At 68.6% G+C, this 17,428-nt stretch carries 13 protein-coding genes; 9 read left to right on the forward strand and 4 right to left on the reverse strand.

The window, feature by feature from the left end; all coding sequences use genetic code 11:
* Positions 1–20: 20 nt before the first annotated feature.
* The 6 genes from AC2YG9_RS08015 (at position 21) to AC2YG9_RS08040 (ending at position 10,047) form a co-directional block, all read left to right on the forward strand.
* Entirely contained in the window at positions 21–548 is a 528-nt protein-coding gene (locus AC2YG9_RS08015) for a hypothetical protein (RefSeq protein ID WP_487297428.1), read from the forward strand.
* A gap of 52 nt (positions 549–600) precedes the next feature.
* Positions 601–3,273, forward strand: coding sequence for a DNA mismatch repair protein MutS (mutS, locus tag AC2YG9_RS08020; protein WP_487297429.1), 2,673 nt, complete (start codon positions 601–603; stop codon positions 3,271–3,273).
* 90 nt (positions 3,274–3,363) lie between these two features.
* Complete coding sequence (locus tag AC2YG9_RS08025) at positions 3,364–6,189, forward strand: [protein-PII] uridylyltransferase (RefSeq protein ID WP_487297430.1); 2,826 nt, start codon at positions 3,364–3,366, stop codon at positions 6,187–6,189.
* A 71-nt stretch (positions 6,190–6,260) separates the two neighbouring features.
* On the forward strand, positions 6,261–7,907 hold the full coding sequence (gene murJ, locus AC2YG9_RS08030) for a murein biosynthesis integral membrane protein MurJ (protein WP_487297431.1): 1,647 nt from the start codon (positions 6,261–6,263) through the stop codon (positions 7,905–7,907).
* A 149-nt stretch (positions 7,908–8,056) separates the two neighbouring features.
* Positions 8,057–9,091, forward strand: coding sequence for a tryptophan--tRNA ligase (trpS, locus tag AC2YG9_RS08035; RefSeq protein ID WP_487297432.1), 1,035 nt, complete (start codon positions 8,057–8,059; stop codon positions 9,089–9,091).
* 44 nt (positions 9,092–9,135) lie between these two features.
* Positions 9,136–10,047: an NAD(P)/FAD-dependent oxidoreductase gene (locus AC2YG9_RS08040; RefSeq protein WP_487297433.1), complete on the forward strand. Its 912-nt coding sequence runs from the start codon at positions 9,136–9,138 to the stop codon at positions 10,045–10,047.
* Here the strand turns inward: AC2YG9_RS08040 and AC2YG9_RS08045 are convergent.
* From AC2YG9_RS08045 to AC2YG9_RS08060, 4 genes are all read right to left on the reverse strand, one after another.
* The gene (locus AC2YG9_RS08045) at positions 10,044–11,306 is read right to left on the reverse strand and encodes a cytochrome P450 (RefSeq protein WP_487297434.1); all 1,263 of its coding nucleotides are present in this window, start codon (positions 11,304–11,306) and stop codon (positions 10,044–10,046) included. The genes AC2YG9_RS08040 and AC2YG9_RS08045 overlap by 4 nt on opposite strands.
* Before the next feature lie 11 nt (positions 11,307–11,317).
* Positions 11,318–12,580, reverse strand: coding sequence for a cytochrome P450 (locus AC2YG9_RS08050; RefSeq protein ID WP_487297435.1), 1,263 nt, complete (start codon positions 12,578–12,580; stop codon positions 11,318–11,320).
* Positions 12,581–12,703: 123 nt separating this feature from the next.
* On the reverse strand, positions 12,704–14,560 hold the full coding sequence (locus AC2YG9_RS08055; protein ID WP_487297436.1) for a methyl-accepting chemotaxis protein: 1,857 nt from the start codon (positions 14,558–14,560) through the stop codon (positions 12,704–12,706).
* A gap of 130 nt (positions 14,561–14,690) precedes the next feature.
* Complete coding sequence (locus tag AC2YG9_RS08060; RefSeq protein ID WP_487297437.1) at positions 14,691–14,999, reverse strand: hypothetical protein; 309 nt, start codon at positions 14,997–14,999, stop codon at positions 14,691–14,693.
* Between the two features lie 183 nt (positions 15,000–15,182).
* On the opposite strand from AC2YG9_RS08060, the gene AC2YG9_RS08065 reads away from it, so the two are divergent.
* From AC2YG9_RS08065 to AC2YG9_RS08075, 3 genes are read left to right on the forward strand one after another with little or no spacing between them, the layout of a single operon-like run.
* Entirely contained in the window at positions 15,183–15,749 is a 567-nt protein-coding gene (locus tag AC2YG9_RS08065) for a NifU family protein (protein WP_487297438.1), read from the forward strand.
* A 44-nt stretch (positions 15,750–15,793) separates the two neighbouring features.
* Entirely contained in the window at positions 15,794–16,387 is a 594-nt protein-coding gene (locus AC2YG9_RS08070; RefSeq protein WP_487297439.1) for a malonic semialdehyde reductase, read from the forward strand.
* Positions 16,388–16,442: 55 nt separating this feature from the next.
* Positions 16,443–17,426, forward strand: coding sequence for an alpha/beta fold hydrolase (locus tag AC2YG9_RS08075; protein WP_487297440.1), 984 nt, complete (start codon positions 16,443–16,445; stop codon positions 17,424–17,426).
* Positions 17,427–17,428: the final 2 nt, after the last annotated feature.

The following is a 17,428-nucleotide window of genomic DNA, read 5'->3' on the forward strand; positions in this document are numbered from 1 at the left end:
GGTCGGAGAGGGCCCGACCCATGCGCCTGTCCATCCTGCTCACCGTCCTGGCCCTTATGCTCGCCCCGGCCGACGCCCTGGCTCAACCCCAACCGCCGGCCTTCCCCGGCCCGGCGGAGGCCGGAGCCCTGCGCGCCGACAAGCTGATCTGGCTGCGCACCACCCTCGAGCCCGCCGGCATCGCGCTGGACCTGCCGGCCCTTCCCGACACCACCGAGCCCAATATCTACCTGGTCGAAGGCGACGACTTCAGCATCTCCGTCGAGATCTTCGAGTCGAACGGGCCGCTGACGCCGGAGCGCCTGGCCTTCGTCGCCGCGGCGCTTCCGGACGGCTATCGGATGATCTCCACGAAGGCGGTCACCCGGGACGGCGTCGCGGGCCTGGAGCGGGTGTCCGAGAGCCCGGATGGCTATCAGATGGTGGAGGGGCTCTTCGCCTACCGGGGTCGCCTCTATGTGGTGCAGTACCTCGCCGACCCGGGCGGCGCGCTGTCGGCGAACGCCGAACGCCTGCAAAGCTCCCTGCGGTTCCTCGACGCGAAGTAAAGGCGAAGTTCGCCCCTGTCCCCGGCGCGTCCGCCCCGCTAGGTTCCCCCTGATGAACGCCCCCGTTACCCCGCCGGATGCCACCGGCGCCACGCCCGTCATGGCGCAGTATTTCGAAGCCAAGGCCCGTCAGCCCGACGCCCTGGTCTTCTTCCGCATGGGCGACTTCTACGAGTTGTTCTTCGACGACGCGATCAAGGCCGCCGCAGCCCTCGGCATCAGCCAGACCTTCCGGGGCAACCACAACGGCCAACCCATTCCCATGGCCGGGGTGCCGGTCCACGCGGCCGAAGCCTATCTGGCCAAGCTGATCCGCACCGGCTTCAAGGTCGCCGTCTGTGAGCAGATGGAAGACCCCGCGGAGGCCCGCAAACGCGGCTCCAAGGCCATCGTCCGCCGCGACGTCGTGCGGATCATCACCCCCGGCACCCTGACCGAGGACAGCCTGCTCGACAGCCGGGGGGCCAACCGCCTCGCCGCCGTGGCCCTGCGCGCCGGCCAGGCGGCCGTGGCCAGCGTCGAGCTTTCCACCGGGGCTGTCGAAAGCCTGCTGCTGGCGCCCTCGGGGCTCGCCGCCGCCCTGGCCGCCCTCAGCCCCTCCGAAATCCTCGTCCCCGACCGCCTGTTCGCCGACGAACACATCTCCGCCGCCCTGAAGATGGCAGGCGGTCTGGTCCAACCCATGGCCCAGGCCCTGGCCGAGCCCTCGGCCAGCGAGGCGCGGGTCAAGCGGCTCTACGGGGTCGAGACCCTCGACGGCTTCGGCGGCCTGGCCGGCGCGGAAATCTCGGCGCTCGGCCTGATCGCTGCCCACCTGGAAGTGACGCAGGCGGGCCGCCTGCCGGCCCTCTCCCCGCCGCGCCGCGCGGGCGAGGCCGATGTCATGGCCATCGACCCGGCCACCCGCACCAGCCTGGAAATAGAAAAAACCACCGGCGGCCAGCGCGAAGGCTCCCTGCTCGGCGCCATCGACCGCACCATCACCGCCCCCGGCTCACGCCTGCTGGCCGAGCGGCTGGCCCGGCCCCTGCTCGACCCGGCCCGCATCGAGGCCCGGCTCGACGCCGTGCAGTGGTTCCTCGAACGACGCCAGCTGCGGGAGGATGTCCGCGACCAGCTGCGCCGGGCCGGCGACATGGCCCGCGCCCTCTCGCGCCTGGCCCTGGGCCGCGGCGGCCCGCGTGACCTCGGCGTCCTGCGCGATGGTCTCAATGTCGGCGAGACCCTGGCCGCCCTGTCGTCCGGCGACGCCCTTGGCGGCCCGCCCGCCGAGATCGAGGCTGCCCTGGTCGCCATCTCGCCCAGCAACTCCATCGACCTGTCCGGCCTGCTGGCGACGCTGGAAGCCGGCCTTGGTCCCGACCTGCCGGCCCAGGCCCGGGACGGCGGCTTCGTTGCCGAGGGCATCCGCCCAGAGCTCGATCAGGCCCGCTCCCTGCGCGACGACAGCCGCCGGGTGATCGCCGGGCTGGAAACGCGCCTGGCCACCGACAGCGGCGTTCCCCTGAAAATCCGCCACAACGCCGTGCTCGGCTATTTCGTGGAGACGACGGCGGGCAAGGCCGACCCGCTGTTCCAGCCGCCGCACAACGCCACCTTCATCCACCGCCAGACCCTGGCCAACCAGGTGCGGTTCACCACCGTCGAGCTGGCGGACCTGGACGCCCGCATCGCCCAGGCCGGCGAGCGTGCCCTGGCCATCGAGGTCCAGACCTTCGAGGCCTGGCGCGACCAGGCCGTGGCCCTGGCCGAAGCCCTGCGCGCCGCCGCGCAAGGTCTGGCCGCCCTCGACGTCGCCTCGGCCCTGGCGGAATGGGCAGAGGACGCCGGCGCCTGCCGCCCGGTGGTCGACAAGTCCCTGTGCTTCGACGCCAGGGCCGCCCGCCACCCGGTGGTCGAAGCGGCGGTGAAACGGCAGGGCGATCCCTACACGCCCAACGACTGCTGCCTCGATGGCAGCGGCGAGACGGGCGCGCGCCTCAGCATCGTCACCGGCCCCAACATGGCCGGTAAGTCGACCTTCCTGCGCCAGAACGCCCTGCTGGCCGTGCTCGCCCAGTCGGGCTCCTACGTCCCCGCCCAGGCCCTGACCCTCGGCGTCGTAGACCGGCTGTTCAGCCGCGTCGGGGCCGGCGACGACCTGGCGCGCGGCCGCTCGACCTTCATGGCCGAGATGGTCGAGACCGCCGCCATCCTCACCCAGGCCACGCCACGCAGCTTCGTCATCCTCGACGAGATCGGCCGGGGCACCGCCACCTGGGACGGCCTGGCCATCGCCTGGGCCTGCGCCGAGGCTCTGCACGACACCAACCGGTCCCGCGCCCTGTTCGCCACCCACTACCACGAGCTGGCGACCCTCGAGGACCGCATGGCCCACGTCTCCAACCTGTCCTTGCGGGCCAAGGAGTGGAACGGCGACCTGGTCTTCCTGCACGAATGCGGCCCCGGCCCCGCCGACCGCAGCTACGGCGTCCAGGTCGCCAAGCTGGCCGGCGTGCCGCCCGCCGTCGTGGTCCGCGCCCGCGAGGTGCTGGAACGGCTGGAAGCCGACAGCCACAGCCCGGCCCGCCTCGAAGGTCTGCCCCTGTTCGAGATGGCAGCGCCGACCCCGGTGCAAAAGTGGGGCCCCAGTCCCGCCGAGGAGGCGCTCAAGGCCCTCGACCCGGATGGCATGAGCCCGCGCGAGGCGCTGGAGGCGCTCTATAGGCTGAGGGGCCTGATCTGAGGCAGCCTTTCCTAACTCTCCCCCGCGAAGTGGGGGGAGAGTTAGGCTTGGCCGATTGCACACCGCCGTTCCACAGCGCACATAGAACCCATGCCGCCGCGCCTCAAACCCACCCGCCTCGAACACGTCGTCGACGGCGAGGCCCTGCGCGCCCGGCTGTCCGCCGCCGCCCTCGATGCGGCCGGCGACGAGGTCGAACAGCGAAAGCGTGCGCTCGAGATTCTAAAACAGGCGCTGTTCCGCGGCCGGATGATCGCCAAGGAGCGGCTGGAGAACGGGGCCGGCGGGGTCGAGACCGCCCGGCTCCTGTGCGGCGTCACCGACGAGGTGATCACCGCCCTCTACGATTTCACCACCGTCCATGTGTTCCGGGCCCGCAACCCGACCGAGGGCGAGCGGCTCTGCCTGCTGGCGGTCGGCGGCTACGGTCGGGCCGTGCTCAGCCCGTTCAGCGACATCGATCTTCTCTTCCTGCGGCCCTGGAAACAGACGGCCCACGCCGAGAGCGTCATTGAGTACATGCTCTATGCCCTGTGGGATCTGGGCTTCAAGGTCGGCCACTCCAGCCGCACCATCGACGACTGCATCAAGCTGTCGAAGGAAGACTTCACCATCCGCACCTCCCTGCTCGAAGCCCGCAAGCTGAGCGGCGACGAGCAGCTGGCCGCCGACCTGCGCAAGCGGTTCCTGAACGAGGTGATGCGCGGCACCGGCCCCGAATTCGTCGCCGCCAAGCTGAAGGAGCGCGACGAGCGCCACGCCCGGGCCGGCGCCAGCCGCTACATGGTCGAGCCCAACGTCAAGGAGGGCAAGGGCGGCCTGCGAGACCTGCACACCCTGATGTGGATCGCCGAGTACCTCTACCCCGTGGACCGGCCGACCGACATCTTCCGCCTGCCCCACTTCCACCCCAGGGAAGTCCGCGCCTTCACCCGCGCCTTCGACTTCCTGCATGCGGTGCGGGCCCATCTGCACTTCACCACCGGGCGGCCCGAGGAACGGCTGACCTTCGATGTGCAGCCGGAGCTGGCCCGGCGCATGGGCTATGGCGACCGGGCCGACAATCCGGCCGTCGAGCGCTTCATGCGCCACTACTTCCTGGTCGCCCGCGAGGTCGGCGCCCTGACCCGCGCCTTCTCGGCCAAGCTGGAGGCCGAGCACCTCAAGCAGGAGCCCAAGGGTCTTTCCCGCTTCCTGCCCGGCCGCGGCAAGATCAAGCGCCGCGAGCTCGACTACCCGGGCTTCCATGAGGAAAACGGCCGCCTCAACATCGACAGCCCGAACGTCTTCGCCCGCGATCCGGTGGACATGATCCGGATGTTCCGCATCGCCGACGTCCTGAACCTCGACCTGCATCCGGACGCCTTCACCGCCGCCACCCGCTCACTGCCGCTGATCGGCTCAAAGCTGCGACGTGATCCCGATGCGGTGGAAGCCTTCCTCGACATCCTGGCGCGGGGCAAGAAGCCCTACCGGACCCTGACGCTGATGAACGAGGCCGGGGTGCTGGGCCGCTTCCTGCCGGAGTTCGGCCGGATCGTCGCCCAGATGCAGTTCAACATGTACCACTCGTATACGGTGGATGAGCACACCCTGCGGGCCATCGGCATCATCAACGACATCGAGCACGGCCGGCTGGAGGAGGACCACCCACTGGCCACCTCCATCATGCCGCTGATCGACGACCGCGAGGCCCTGTTCCTGGCCATGCTGCTGCACGACACCGGCAAGGGCGGGGTCGGGGGCCAGGAGAAGGCCGGGGCGCGCTCGGCCCGTCAGGCCTGCGAGCGGCTGGGCGTCGAGCGGGGCAAGATCGAACTGGTCGCCTGGCTGGTCGAGCATCACCTGGTGATGAGCGATTTCGCCCAGAAGCGAGACGTCGCCGACCCGGCCACCATCGCCGCCTTCGCCCGCATCGTCGAAAACCCCGAGCGCATGCGCCTGCTGCTGGTGCTGACCGTGGCCGACATCCGCGCCGTCGGACCCGGCGTCTGGAACGGCTGGAAGGGCCAGCTGCTGCGCGAACTCTATGCCGGGGCCGAGGCCATCTTCCGGGGCGGCCGCTCGGGCGATCCCGCCGCCGCCGCCCAGCGCCACCTGGAAGCCACCGCCCGCGACGCCCGCGCCGCCCTGGCCGCCGCCCACCCCGACACCAGCGACTGGGCCGCGACCATGGAGGATGCCTACTTTAGCGCCTTCACCACCGCAGAGGTGGCCGAACACGCCGCCCTCGTCCAGCGCGCCCAGCAGCAGGGCGGCTCGGCCGCCGGAGCCCGCATCCGCACCGACCGCAACACCGCCGAACTGGTCGTCGCCGCCAAGGACCGCCGGGGTCTGTTCGCCGACCTCGCCGCCGCCCTCTCGGGTCTGGGCGGCAACGTCCTGGGAGCCAGGGTCTTCACCTCGCAGTCCGGCCAGGCGCTCGACGTCTTTCAGGTGCAGGACGCCTCGGGCGCACCCTACGGCGCCGACAACCCCCGCGCCCTGCGGCGTCTCGCCGATGCACTGGAGGCCGCCGGCCGGGGCGAGGGCCTGCCGGCCGAAAGCCGCCGCAATGACCTTGGTCGCACGGCGGCCTTCTCCATCGTGCCCACCGTCATGTTCGACAACGACGCCTCGACCGAGGCCACCGTCGTCGAGGCCTCCGGGCGCGACCGCCCGGGCCTGCTGCACCATCTGGCGCGAGCCATCTCCGAACAGGGGCTGAGCATCATCTCGGCCCACATCGACAGCTACGGCGAGCGCGCCGTCGACGCCTTCTACGTCCAGACCGCCGCCGGCCATAAGGTCATCGACCCGCGCAAACAGGCCTCCCTGAAGGAAGACCTGATGGCCGTGCTGGAGGCCGAGGAAACCGGCGCGGCCGGCAAGGCCAAGCCGAGGCTGCAACGGGCCCGGGCCAGCGTGGCGCGCTAAAATCCCGCCTGCTTCAAATCACCACCAGACCCTGACTTGACCCTCTTCACCCCCGGGCGCAGAAGCCGATTGTGACGGACGACAGCCAGCCTTCCCCCGCGCCCGAAGGGCAACCCGTGGTCCCGCCGGCCAGGAAACCCGGCATCATCAAGAACTCCATCGTCTTCTCCGGCCTGACCCTGATCAGCCGTTTCATGGGTCTGGCCCGCGATGTGGTGATCAACGCCCAGCTGGGGGCCAGCACCGGACCCTGGGCCGACGCCTACAACACCGCCCTGTCCTTCCCCAATCTGTTCCGCCGGGTGTTCGCCGAGGGGGCCTTCAGCTCGGCCTTCGTGCCGGCCTACAGCAAGACCCTGGCCGGCGAGGGCGGCGAGCGGGCCGACGACATGGCCAGCGACGCGCTGGCCACCCTGGCCGCCATGACCCTCGGCCTGGTGATCCTCGCCCAGCTGGCGATGCCGTGGCTGATGTACCTGATCAACTACGGCTACCGGGACGACGAGCTGAAGTGGAAGGTCACCATCATCCTGACCCAGATCACCATGCCCTACCTCAGCTGCATGGCGATCGCGGCCCTGTTCTCCGGGGCCCTCAACGCCCGCAACCGCTTCATCCTCTCGGGCGCCGCGCCCATCGTCCTGAACGCGGTGATGCTGGCCGCCGTGCTGCCGGCCAAGTCGCCGGAACAGGCGGCCTATGCGGCAAGCTTCGGGGTGGTCATCGCCGGCGTCCTGCAGGCGGGCCTGCTGTGGTGGGGCTGCTGGAACAGCGGCGGCCGGATCAAGCCGCGCCTTCCGCGCCTGACGCCGGAGATCAAGCGGCTGATCAAACAGGCCATCCCGGCCGCCATCGCCGCCAGCGTCACCCAGATCAATATTTTCGTCTCCGGCAGCCTGGTCTCCCTGGCCCCCGGGGACGGCCCCCGCACCTGGCTGGCCAACGCCGACCGCCTCTACCAGCTGCCGCTGGGCATGGTCGGGGTGGCGATCGGCATCGCCCTCCTGCCCCGGCTCAGCCAGGCCCTGCAGGCCGGCGACAAGAAGGACGCCCAGGAGACCACCGACCAGGCCGTGCTGTTCGCGCTGGCCATGTGCCTGCCGGCCGCCGCCGCCCTGCTGGCCATGCCCTACTTCATGATCGACGCCCTGTTCACCCGGGGAGCCTTCACCACCTTCGATGCGAAGATGACCGCCCAGGCCCTGTTCCACTACGGCTGGGGCGTGCCGGCCTTCGTGCTGGGCCGGGTGATGAACCCGATCTTCTTCGCCCGCGAGGATACCAGAAGCCCGATGCGCTTCGCCCTGATCTCGGTGGGGATCAACATCGTTCTGGGCGCCATCCTGTTCTTCACCATCGGCTTTGCCGGCATCGCCATCGCCACCTCGGCGGCCAGCTGGATCAACGTCGCCCAGATGTACTGGGCCCTGAAATCGCGCGGCGAGTGGGAGCTGTCCCCGGCCTCGATCAGCCGCCTCCTTCGGGTGCTGGTCGCCGCCGCCGTTTTGACCGCCATGCTCGGCGTCGCCGCCTGGTTCCGCCCGCAGATCCAGGGGGTGTTCGAAAGCCTCGGCATCCTCAAGCTCGGGGCCAAGGAACTGGCCGTGCTGGCCGTCTGCATCGCCATCATCCCGGTCTATCCGGTGCTGGTGGTGCTGACCGGCGGCATGACCGTGGCCGAGATCAAGAGCATCGTCCGACGCCGTCGCCCGGCCTGACGGGCCTTGCCCCGACGCCGAGCGTCGAATATTGGCGTGGGCATGGTCATGCTCTTCACTCAACGATGGCGCCGCGCCTGATCGCCCTTTAGAGCCCCGTGCGGGATGCGATCCCGCGCGCCGACCGACCTGATCCTTCGAGTACAGACATGACCGACCAAGCTCCTGCCCAATACGCCGGCCCCCAACGCGTGCTGTCCGGCGTCCAGCCGTCCGGCGCCCTGCATCTGGGCAACTACCTCGGCGCCCTGGTGAAGTTCGCCCGGCTGCAGCACGAGATCGACACCTTCATCTTCGTCGCCGACCTGCACGCCATCACCGTCTGGCAGGAACCGGCGCTGCTGGCCGCCCAGACCCGCGAGATCGCCGCCGCCTACCTGGCCGCCGGCCTCGACCCGGCCAAGGCCACCATCTTCCCGCAGTCGGCGGTGCCCGAACACGCCGAACTGGCCTGGGTGTTCAACTGCGTCGCCCGCCTCGGCTGGCTCGACAAGATGACCCAGTTCAAGGAGAAGAGCGGCAAGCACAAGGAGCGCTCGAGCGTCGGCCTCTACACCTATCCGGTGCTCCAGGCGGCCGACATCCTGATCTACAAGTCGACCCATGTGCCGGTCGGCGAGGATCAGAAGCAGCACCTCGAACTGGCCCGCAACATCGCCCAGAAGTTCAACCACGACTTCAGCGCGCCCGGCTACTTCCCCCTGCCCGAGCCCCTGATCCAGGGGCCCGGCGCGCGGATCATGAGCCTGCGGGATGGCCTGGCCAAGATGAGCAAGTCGGACCCGTCCGACCTGTCGCGCATCAACCTGACCGACGACGCCGACGCCATCGCCGCCAAGGTCCGCAAGGCCAAGTCCGACCCCAACCCCCTGCCGGCAACGGTCGAGGAGTTGAAGGACCGCCCCGAGGCCGACAACCTGGTCGGCATCTATGCGGCCCTGTCGGGGACGACCAAGGAGGCGGTGCTTGCCGACTTCGGCGGCCAGGGCTTCGGGGCCTTCAAGCCGGCGCTGGCCGACCTCGCCGTCGCCTCGTTGGGTCCGGTGAGCGAGGCCATGCGCCGCTACCTGGCCGACCCGGCCGAGATCGACCGCATCCTCGCCGCGGGCGCCGCCAAGGCCCGTGAAGCCGCCGCCCCGACGGTGGCCGAGGTCAAGAAGATGGTGGGATTCTGGGGGGCTTGAGTTCCGGCTGAACCCCGGAGGCGGTTTCGCGCGTTGCTGGCGCGATGACCGCCCCCACGCCTGACCTCGACGCCCTGATCGTCGGCGCCGGTCCTGCCGGACTGACCGCCGCCATCTATCTTGGACGCTTCAAGCGGCGCATCGCCGTGATCGACGCGGGTGACAGCCGCGCCGCCTGGATTCCGATCACCCACAACCATCCCGGCTGGCCCGACGGCATCAAGGGGACCGACCTGCTGGCCCGCATCCGCGCCCAGGCCGAACGCTACGGCCCCGATTTCCGCGAAGGGACCGTCGACGCGGTGAGGGCCGTCGACGGCGGCTTCGAGGTGACCGTCGATGGCCAGGTGCTGCGGGCCGCCAATGTGTTGCTGGCCTGTGGAGTGAAGGACAACGACCCGCCGCTGCCCGGCGTCGAAGAGGCGGTTCGTCGGGCGCTGATCCGCATCTGTCCGATCTGCGATGGCTATGAGGTCTCGGGCCAGACCGTCGGGGTCATCGGCGACGGCGACCTGGGCGCCCGGGAAGCGCTGTTCCTGCTCAACTGGACGGACCAGGTCAGCCTGATCCACGTCGGCCCGGAGGCGGCGCTGTCAGCCGCCTCGCGGGCAAAGCTGGCGAAGGCCGGAGTCACCCTCATCGAGACGCCCTGCAAGAGCGTGGTGCTGGAGAACGACAGCCTGACCGCCCTCTGCTTCGGGCCCGACCAGACCGTCCGCTTCGACGCCCTCTACGCGGCTCTGGGCTGTGTCGCCCGCTCGGAGCTGGCGGTGCAGGCCGGCGCCAGACTCGACGACCAGAACCGCCTGATCGTCGACGATCATCAGCAGACCAGCGTCCCCGGCCTGTTCGCCGCCGGCGACCTGGTGCGCGGCCTCAATCAGATCAGCACCGCCGAGGGCGAGGCGGCCATCGCCGCCACCGCCATCCACAACCGGCTGCGCGGCGAATTCTAAAGCCGGGCCGGAATGACCACCGGCAGGGTCTCGTAGCCCTTCACAAAGCTCGAAAAGACCCGCTTGGGCTCGCCGACCACATCGATGCGCGGGAAGCGTTTGAGGATCTCTTCCCAGACGATGCGCAGCTGCATCTCGGCCAGCCGGTTGCCCAGGCACCGGTGGATCCCGAAGCCGAACGACAGATGATGACGGGCCCGATCGCGGTCGATCAGGAAGCGGTCGGCGTCGGTGATGACGCTGTCGTCGCGGTTGCCCGAGACGTACCACATGACCACCTTCTCGCCCTTCTTGATCAGCTTGCCGCCGACCTCGGTGTCCTCGAGGCAGGTCCGGCGCATATGGGCCAGCGGCGTCTGCCAGCGGATGATCTCGGAGACCATGTTGGGGATCAGGGCCGGGTTGGCCCGCAGCTTGTCGTACTCGGCCGGGTTCTGATTGAGCGCCAGAAGGCCGCCGCTGATCGAGTTCCGCGTCGTGTCATTGCCGCCGACGATCAGCAGGATGATGTTCCCCAGATACTCCATCGGCTCCATGTTTTTCGTGCTCTCGCCGTGACAGAGCATGGAGATCAGGTCGGGCTTGGGCGGGGCGTTGATCCGCTCGTTCCACAGCCGGGTGAAGTATTCGAGGCAGCCGAGCAGTTCGAGCTGCCCCTCCTCCTCGGTCTCGACGATGCCCTGGCCCGGGATGGCGGTGGCCACGTCCGACCAGCGGGTCAGCTTGCGGCGATCCTCCCAGGGGAAGTCGAACAGGGTGGCCAGCATCTGGGTGGTCAGTTCGATGCTGATCTTGTCGACCCAATCGAATTCCTCGCCGATGGGCAGCTCGTCGAGCAGCCGCCCGGCCCGCTCCCGGATCACCGGCTCCAGCTCCATCAGCCGCGAGGGGCTGACCGCCGGCGACACGGTCTTGCGCTGCACATCGTGCTTGGGCTGATCCATGGCGATGAACATCGGCAACATGAAATCGGGATTGAAGTCGGCCAGGGTGATGCCGCCCAGATGCGCGTCGCTCGAGAAGGCCTGGTGGTTGGTGTCGACCGTGACGATGTCCTCGAACTTCGTCACCGACCAGTAGGGGCCCCACTCGCTCTCGGCGGTGTAGTGCACCGGGTCCTCGCGGCGCAGGCGCTCGAACACGGGCCAGAAGCTGTCGGCGGCGAAGCGGTCAGGCAGGCCCGGGTTCAGGTCGGCCAGGGGCGTGGCCTCGGCCGCGGCCCTGTCAGCGGCCCGCTTGTCGAAGTTTCCATCGGCCATGGCGGGTCTCCTCAGGCGCGGGCGGGAATGACGACGGGAAGGGTGTCGTAGCCCTTCACGAAGCTGGAATAGACGCGGGTCGGCTCGCCGACGACATCGACCCTCGGGAAGCGCTTCAGCACCTCCTCCCAGACGATGCGCAGCTGCATTTCCGCCAGCCGGTTACCGACGCAGCGATGGATGCCGAAGCCGAACGACAGGTGATGCCGCGGCCGCTCACGGTCGATGAGGAAGGCGTTGGGATTGTCGATCACCGTCTCGTCGCGGTTGCCCGAGACGTACCACATGACCACCTTGTCGCCGGCCTTGATGGTCTTGCCGCCGACCACCGTGTCCTGGGTGCAGGTCCGCCGCATATGGGCCAGCGGCGTCTGCCAGCGGATGATCTCCGAGACCATAGACGGGATCAGGGCCGGGTTGGCCCGCAGCTTCTCGTACTCAGCCGGGTTTTGGTTCAGCGCCAGCAGGCCGCCACTGATCGAGTTGCGGGTCGTGTCATTGCCGCCGACGATCAGCAGGATGAGGTTGCCCAGGTACTCCATGGGCTCCATGTTTTTCGTGCTTTCGCCGTGGGCCAGCATCGAGATCAGGTCGTTGTGCGGCGGGGCGTTGACGCGCTCGTTCCAGAGCCGCGTGAAATAGTCGAGGCACTCGCGCAGTTCGGCGCGCCGCATCTCCTCGCTCTCGACGATGCCGTTTCCGGGCAGGGCGGTGGCGACGTCCGACCAGCGGGTCAGCTTGCGCCGGTCTTCCCAGGGGAAGTCGAACAGGGTGGCCAGCATCTGGGTGGTCAGCTCGATGCTGATCCGGTCAACCCAGTCGAATTCCTCGCCGATCGGCAGGTCGTCGAGCAACTTTCCCGCACGTTCCCGGATCACCGGCTCCAGCAGCATCAGACTGGCCGGACTGACCACCGGACTGACGGTCTTTCGCTGCACGTCATGCTTGGGCGGGTCCATGGCGATGAACATGGGCAGCACGAAGTCGGGCTTGGGATCGCGGATCGAGATGCCGCCCTTGAAGGCATCGGAACTGAAGGCCTGGTGGTTGGTGTCGACCGCGACGATGTCGTCGAACCTGGTGATCGACCAGTAGGCGCCCCACTCGCTGTCGGGCGTGTAGTGGACCGGGTCTTCCTGGCGCAGGCGCTCGAACACCGGCCAGAAGGTATCGTCCCGGAAACGGCCCGGATCGCCGGGGTTGAGCTCGGCAAGGGGGGTCGCCCAGACCTGTGCGCGCACGCTGTCCAGCTTGTCGAAGCCGCCGTCGGCCATCGTCGCCTCCCTTATCTTGTCATTGTTCACATAGGGCCACGGAAACGCCGGTTTGTGAAGCGGACGCCAAAAACCCCGCCGTGGGGACGGCGGGGTTTCCAGGTAAGGCAAGGAAAAGGGGTCTTAGCTGGCCCGGGCGTACTGGGCCGGTTCGTCGTAGGCGGCCGCTGCGCCGCCGCTGACCTTGAACCGGCGGATCATCTCGCCCAGCTGCTCGGCCTCCTGGCGCATCATGTGCGAGGCGCTGGTGGACTCGGCGACCATGGCGGCGTTCTGCTGGGTCATCTGATCCATGCGGTGGGCCGTGGCGGTCACCTCGCGCAGGCCGAGCGACTGCTCGCGAACCGAGGCGGTGATTTCGGTCATCAGGGCCGTGACGTCGCCGACGCGGGCGACGATGCGGTCCAGGGCCTGGCCGGCCTGGCCGACCAGATTGACGCCCGAGCCGATCTGCTGGCTGGAGGCGGCGATCAGGGTCTTGATCTCCTTGGCCGCGTCGGCCGAGCGCTGGGCCAGGGCCCGAACCTCGGAGGCGACGACCGCGAAGCCGCGACCGGCATCCCCGGCCCTGGCCGCTTCGACCCCGGCGTTGAGGGCCAGCAGGTTGGTCTGGAAGGCGATCTCGTCGATCACCCCGATGATCTGGGTGACGTGACGCGAGCTCTCCTCGATGCCGGCCATGGCGGTGACGGCGCGGCGAACGATCTCGCCCGAGTCGCGGGCGTCGGCGCCGGTCTCGGTGACCACCTTGTCGGCCTTGCCGGCGCCTTCGGCGGCGCGGCTGGCGGCGGCGCTGATCTGTTCCAGCGCGGCGGCGGTCTCTTCCAGGCTGGCGGCCTGTTGCTCGGTGCGGCGCGACAGGTCGTCGGCCGAGGCGCTGGTCTCACCCGAGACATGCTCGATGGTCACAGCCCGGTCGGCGATGGTGCGGATGACGCCCGACAGCTCGACCACGGTGTTGTTGAAGTCGCGGCGCAGGCTTTCGTAGGCCGGGGCGAACGGAGTGTTGAGCTGGAAGGTCAGGTCGCCCTTCGACAGGCGGCTGAGGCCCTCGGCCAGGCCTTCGACGACCTGGGCCTGCTCCTTGCTGGAGCTGGCCCGGCGGGCTTCCTCGCCGGCGCGGGTCTGCTCCTGCTGGGCCACCTGTTCGTCGTGGCGGGCGGCCATTTCGGCCAGCCGCAGCTGGTTGTCGCGGAAGACAACCAGCGAGCGCACCAGGGCGCCCAGTTCGTCGGCCCGCTTCAGGCGGTCCAGGTCGATCGTGTTGTCGCCGCCGGCCAGGGTTTCGGTGGCCGCCGCGATCCGGGTGACGTCCTTGCGGATGGCCATGACCAGCAGGAAGGCGAGGCCGCCGACGGCCGCCAGGACAAGGGCGACCACGCCCAGGGCGACGGTGCTGACGATTTCGGCCTGCTGCACACTGGCCTCGGCGCGGGCCACGGAGGCGGCGCTGACGCTGGCGGCGGCCTTGTCGAGGGTGCCGGTCATCTTGACGTAGGCTTCCTCGAACGGAACGGTGAATTGCGCGGCGGTGGCGACGTCGACCTCGAGCATCGACATGACGACGCCGACCGCGTCCTCATAGTCCTTGAGGTCCTTTTTCAGCCCGTCCAGCGACGCCCGCTCTTTCGAGCCCGGGGCGGTCTTGGCGTAGGCGGCGTCGACAGCCTTCTTGATATCGACGATCTCGGCAGTCAGCTTCTCGGCCCGGCCGGAGACGCTGTCGGTTTCGATGCCGGCCGACTGGCGGGTGAGCAGCAGATAGAGCTCCCCGTGGGCCGAGCGGATGCGTTGGGAAATGGTCGCCAGTTCCAGACTGGCGGGCGCATCAACCCTGACGACATGGGTCAGGACGTCGCGCTGACTGGCGCTCATCCACCAGGAACCACCGGCCACAAGGGCAAGGGCAATAGTCGCGAGAAGAGGCGCAAGGCCGATCTTGATCGCAAGCGGAGCATCGGCGAGCCGCGGCAGACGCATGGTGTTGGAAATCCCCTGACCCCAGTTTCGCAGCCAAGTTCACCGAACTTGGTAAGCTACAGGTTAAAGACCCGAAACGGGCCGGCCGGATGGCTGCTCCTCCCCGGAGCAACCACCCGGCCGTCAGCCATCAGCCGCCGGTGAAACGCAGCGGAACGCGGATGACGCCGGACTTGTCGCCCATCGGCAGGGCCGCGGCGACGCAGATGGCGGCGGCTTCAAAGCCCTTCGACGGCGCTTCGCTGTCGACCACCTTGCAGCCCGAAAGCTTGCCGCCGGCGGCGGTGCATTCCAGGGTGACCTTGGCGGCCTGGGTGACGTTGGCATGCTTGTTCAGGCAGCGGGTCATTTCCCCCTGCAGATTGCTGCCGGCCGAGGAGGCGCTGGCGGTGGCCAGCATTCCGACGGCGGCGATAGCGGTAACAATGATCTTTTTCATTTCAGGAACGCCCCTTCTGAGCTGATAGGTCGAATGACGGGGGCACTAAAACCGGGAGTCCTTAAGGCCTTCCTTATCCAAGACGGGAATTTCTCGTTTTTGAGATAAAAGTGCCTGTATTGGGTGTTTTTGAATTCGGGGTACGTCCTTGCTCCCGCGCCGCCCAGGTCCCATCTTCCAGACATGTTCATCCAGACCGAAGCCACGCCCAATCCGGACGTCACCAAGTTCCTGCCCGGCCGCGAGGTCTTGGGGACCGGCAGCCGCGAGATCACCAGCCCGGAAGAGGCCGCTATCTCTCCGCTGGCCACGTCCCTGTTTGCTTTGGGCGACGTGACCCGGGTGTTCCTCGGTCCCGACTTCCTGACCGTGACCCGTAGCCCGGACATCGAGTGGGCCCATCTGAAGGCGCCGATCCTGGCGGCCATCATGGACCACTACACCTCGGGCAAGCCGGTGCTGGTCAGCGCCGGCGAGGAAGAGACCGACGACACGGTCTATGACGAAGAGACGCAGCAAATTGTCGCAGAGATCAAGGATCTGCTCGACACCCGGGTCCGGCCGGCCGTGGCTCAGGACGGCGGCGACATCGTCTTCAACCGCTTCGACGTCGAAAGCGGCACCGTCTACCTGCATATGCGCGGCGCCTGTTCGGGCTGCCCGTCCTCGGCCGCGACGCTGAAGGCCGGGGTCGAAAACATGCTGCGCCACTATGTGCCGGAAGTGATGCGGGTGGAGCAGACGCTCTAGGTTGGGTTATAGCCACCGCGCCCGTTACCGATTGGAGCCCTCCCATGTCCGCGCCGCTGCCCGACGCCAGCCTCGACCAGATCTTCCGTGAGGCCCGCACCCGCAACGGCTGGGAGACCGCCCCGTTACCTGAGACCCTGATCCGCGCCGTCTACGACCTGGCCCGCATGGGCCCGACCAGCGCCAACGCCAGCCCGGCCCGCTTCGTCTTCGTGACCAGCGACGAGGCCAAGGCCAAACTCGCTGCCTGCGCCTCGGCCCAGAACGCCCCCAAGATCCTCCAGGCCCCCTGCACGGTCATCGTCGGCCACGACCTGGAATTCATGGACCGGCTGCCGCAGCTGTTCCCGCATAACCCGGGCGCCAAGGACTGGTTTCCCAAGGGCTCGGACGTCGCCGAACGCACGGCGTTCAGGAACGGCACGCTTCAGGGCGCCTATCTGATCATCGCCGCCCGCAGCCTCGGCCTCGACTGCGGCCCGATGAGCGGCTTCTCGAACGACAAGGTCGACGAGGCCTTTTTCGCCGGGACCCGGGTGAAATCCAACTTCATCTGCTCCATCGGCCACGGCACCGACAAGGACCTCTTCCCCCGCAGCCCGCGCCTGAGCTTCGAGGACGCCTGCACCATCGCGTGACAGCGGTGGGTCAAGCGACATACCCTCGCTTCAAAACACGCTCGGGGATGGCGTCATGAAGCTGTTGGGCAGGATTCTGCTGGGCCTCGTCGCCCTCATTCTCATCGTCCTCGTGGTCGGCTGGCTGGCATTGCGCCGGGGTGAAATCCCCTGGGCGACGCTGGAGGCCAAGTACGCCAACGCCGAGAGCGAATGGGTCGACCTGCCCGGCGGCATCCGCGCCCACTATCGAGACCAGGGCAATCCGGACGGCCCAGTGCTGGTCCTGGTTCACGGCTTCGCGGCCAACCTCGACACCTGGGAGCCTTGGGTCCAGCGGCTGGGCAAGGACTACCGCATCGTCAGCCTTGACCTGCCCGGCTTCGGCCTGACCCGCGCACCCAAAGGCTACCTGCTGACCCCGACCGCCTTCGACGACACTGTCGAGGGCGTGGCCAACCATCTGAAGCTCGGCAAGTTCACCCTGGCCGGCAACTCCATGGGCGGCGGCGTCGCCTGGCAGTATGCGCTCAAGCATCCGGACCGACTCGAAGGCCTGGTGCTGGTCGACGCCGGCGGCTTCCCGGAGAAGGCCCAGAAGGGCTCGCCCATCGCCTTCAAGATCCTGCGCAACCCGGTCGGCCGCTTCCTGCTCAAGGACCTCGACACCAGCCGGGTCACCGCCCAAGGCCTGCGCTCGGCCTTCGAGCCGCAGCCGGAGCTGGCCACCGACGCCATGGTCGCCCGCTACGTCGAGCTGGCCCGCGCCCCCGGCCACAAGGACATCATCCTGGGCATGATGAGCGACCCGTCCGGCCAGCGCTTCGCCGATCCCGCCAGGCTGGCGACCATCAAGGCCCCGACCCTGGTCCTGCACGGCGACACCGACCTGCTGATCAGCGCCGAGGCCGGCCGCAAATTCCACGCCGCCATCCCGGGCTCCCAGCTGATCATCTACGAGAAGGTCGGCCACATCCCGATGGAACAGGTCCCTGACAAGTCGGCCGCCGACCTGGACGCCTGGCACAGGGCGAAGGTCAGGGCTCCAGCGAAGCCCTGACG

The organism is Caulobacter sp. SRI_014 (assembly GCF_057586315.1).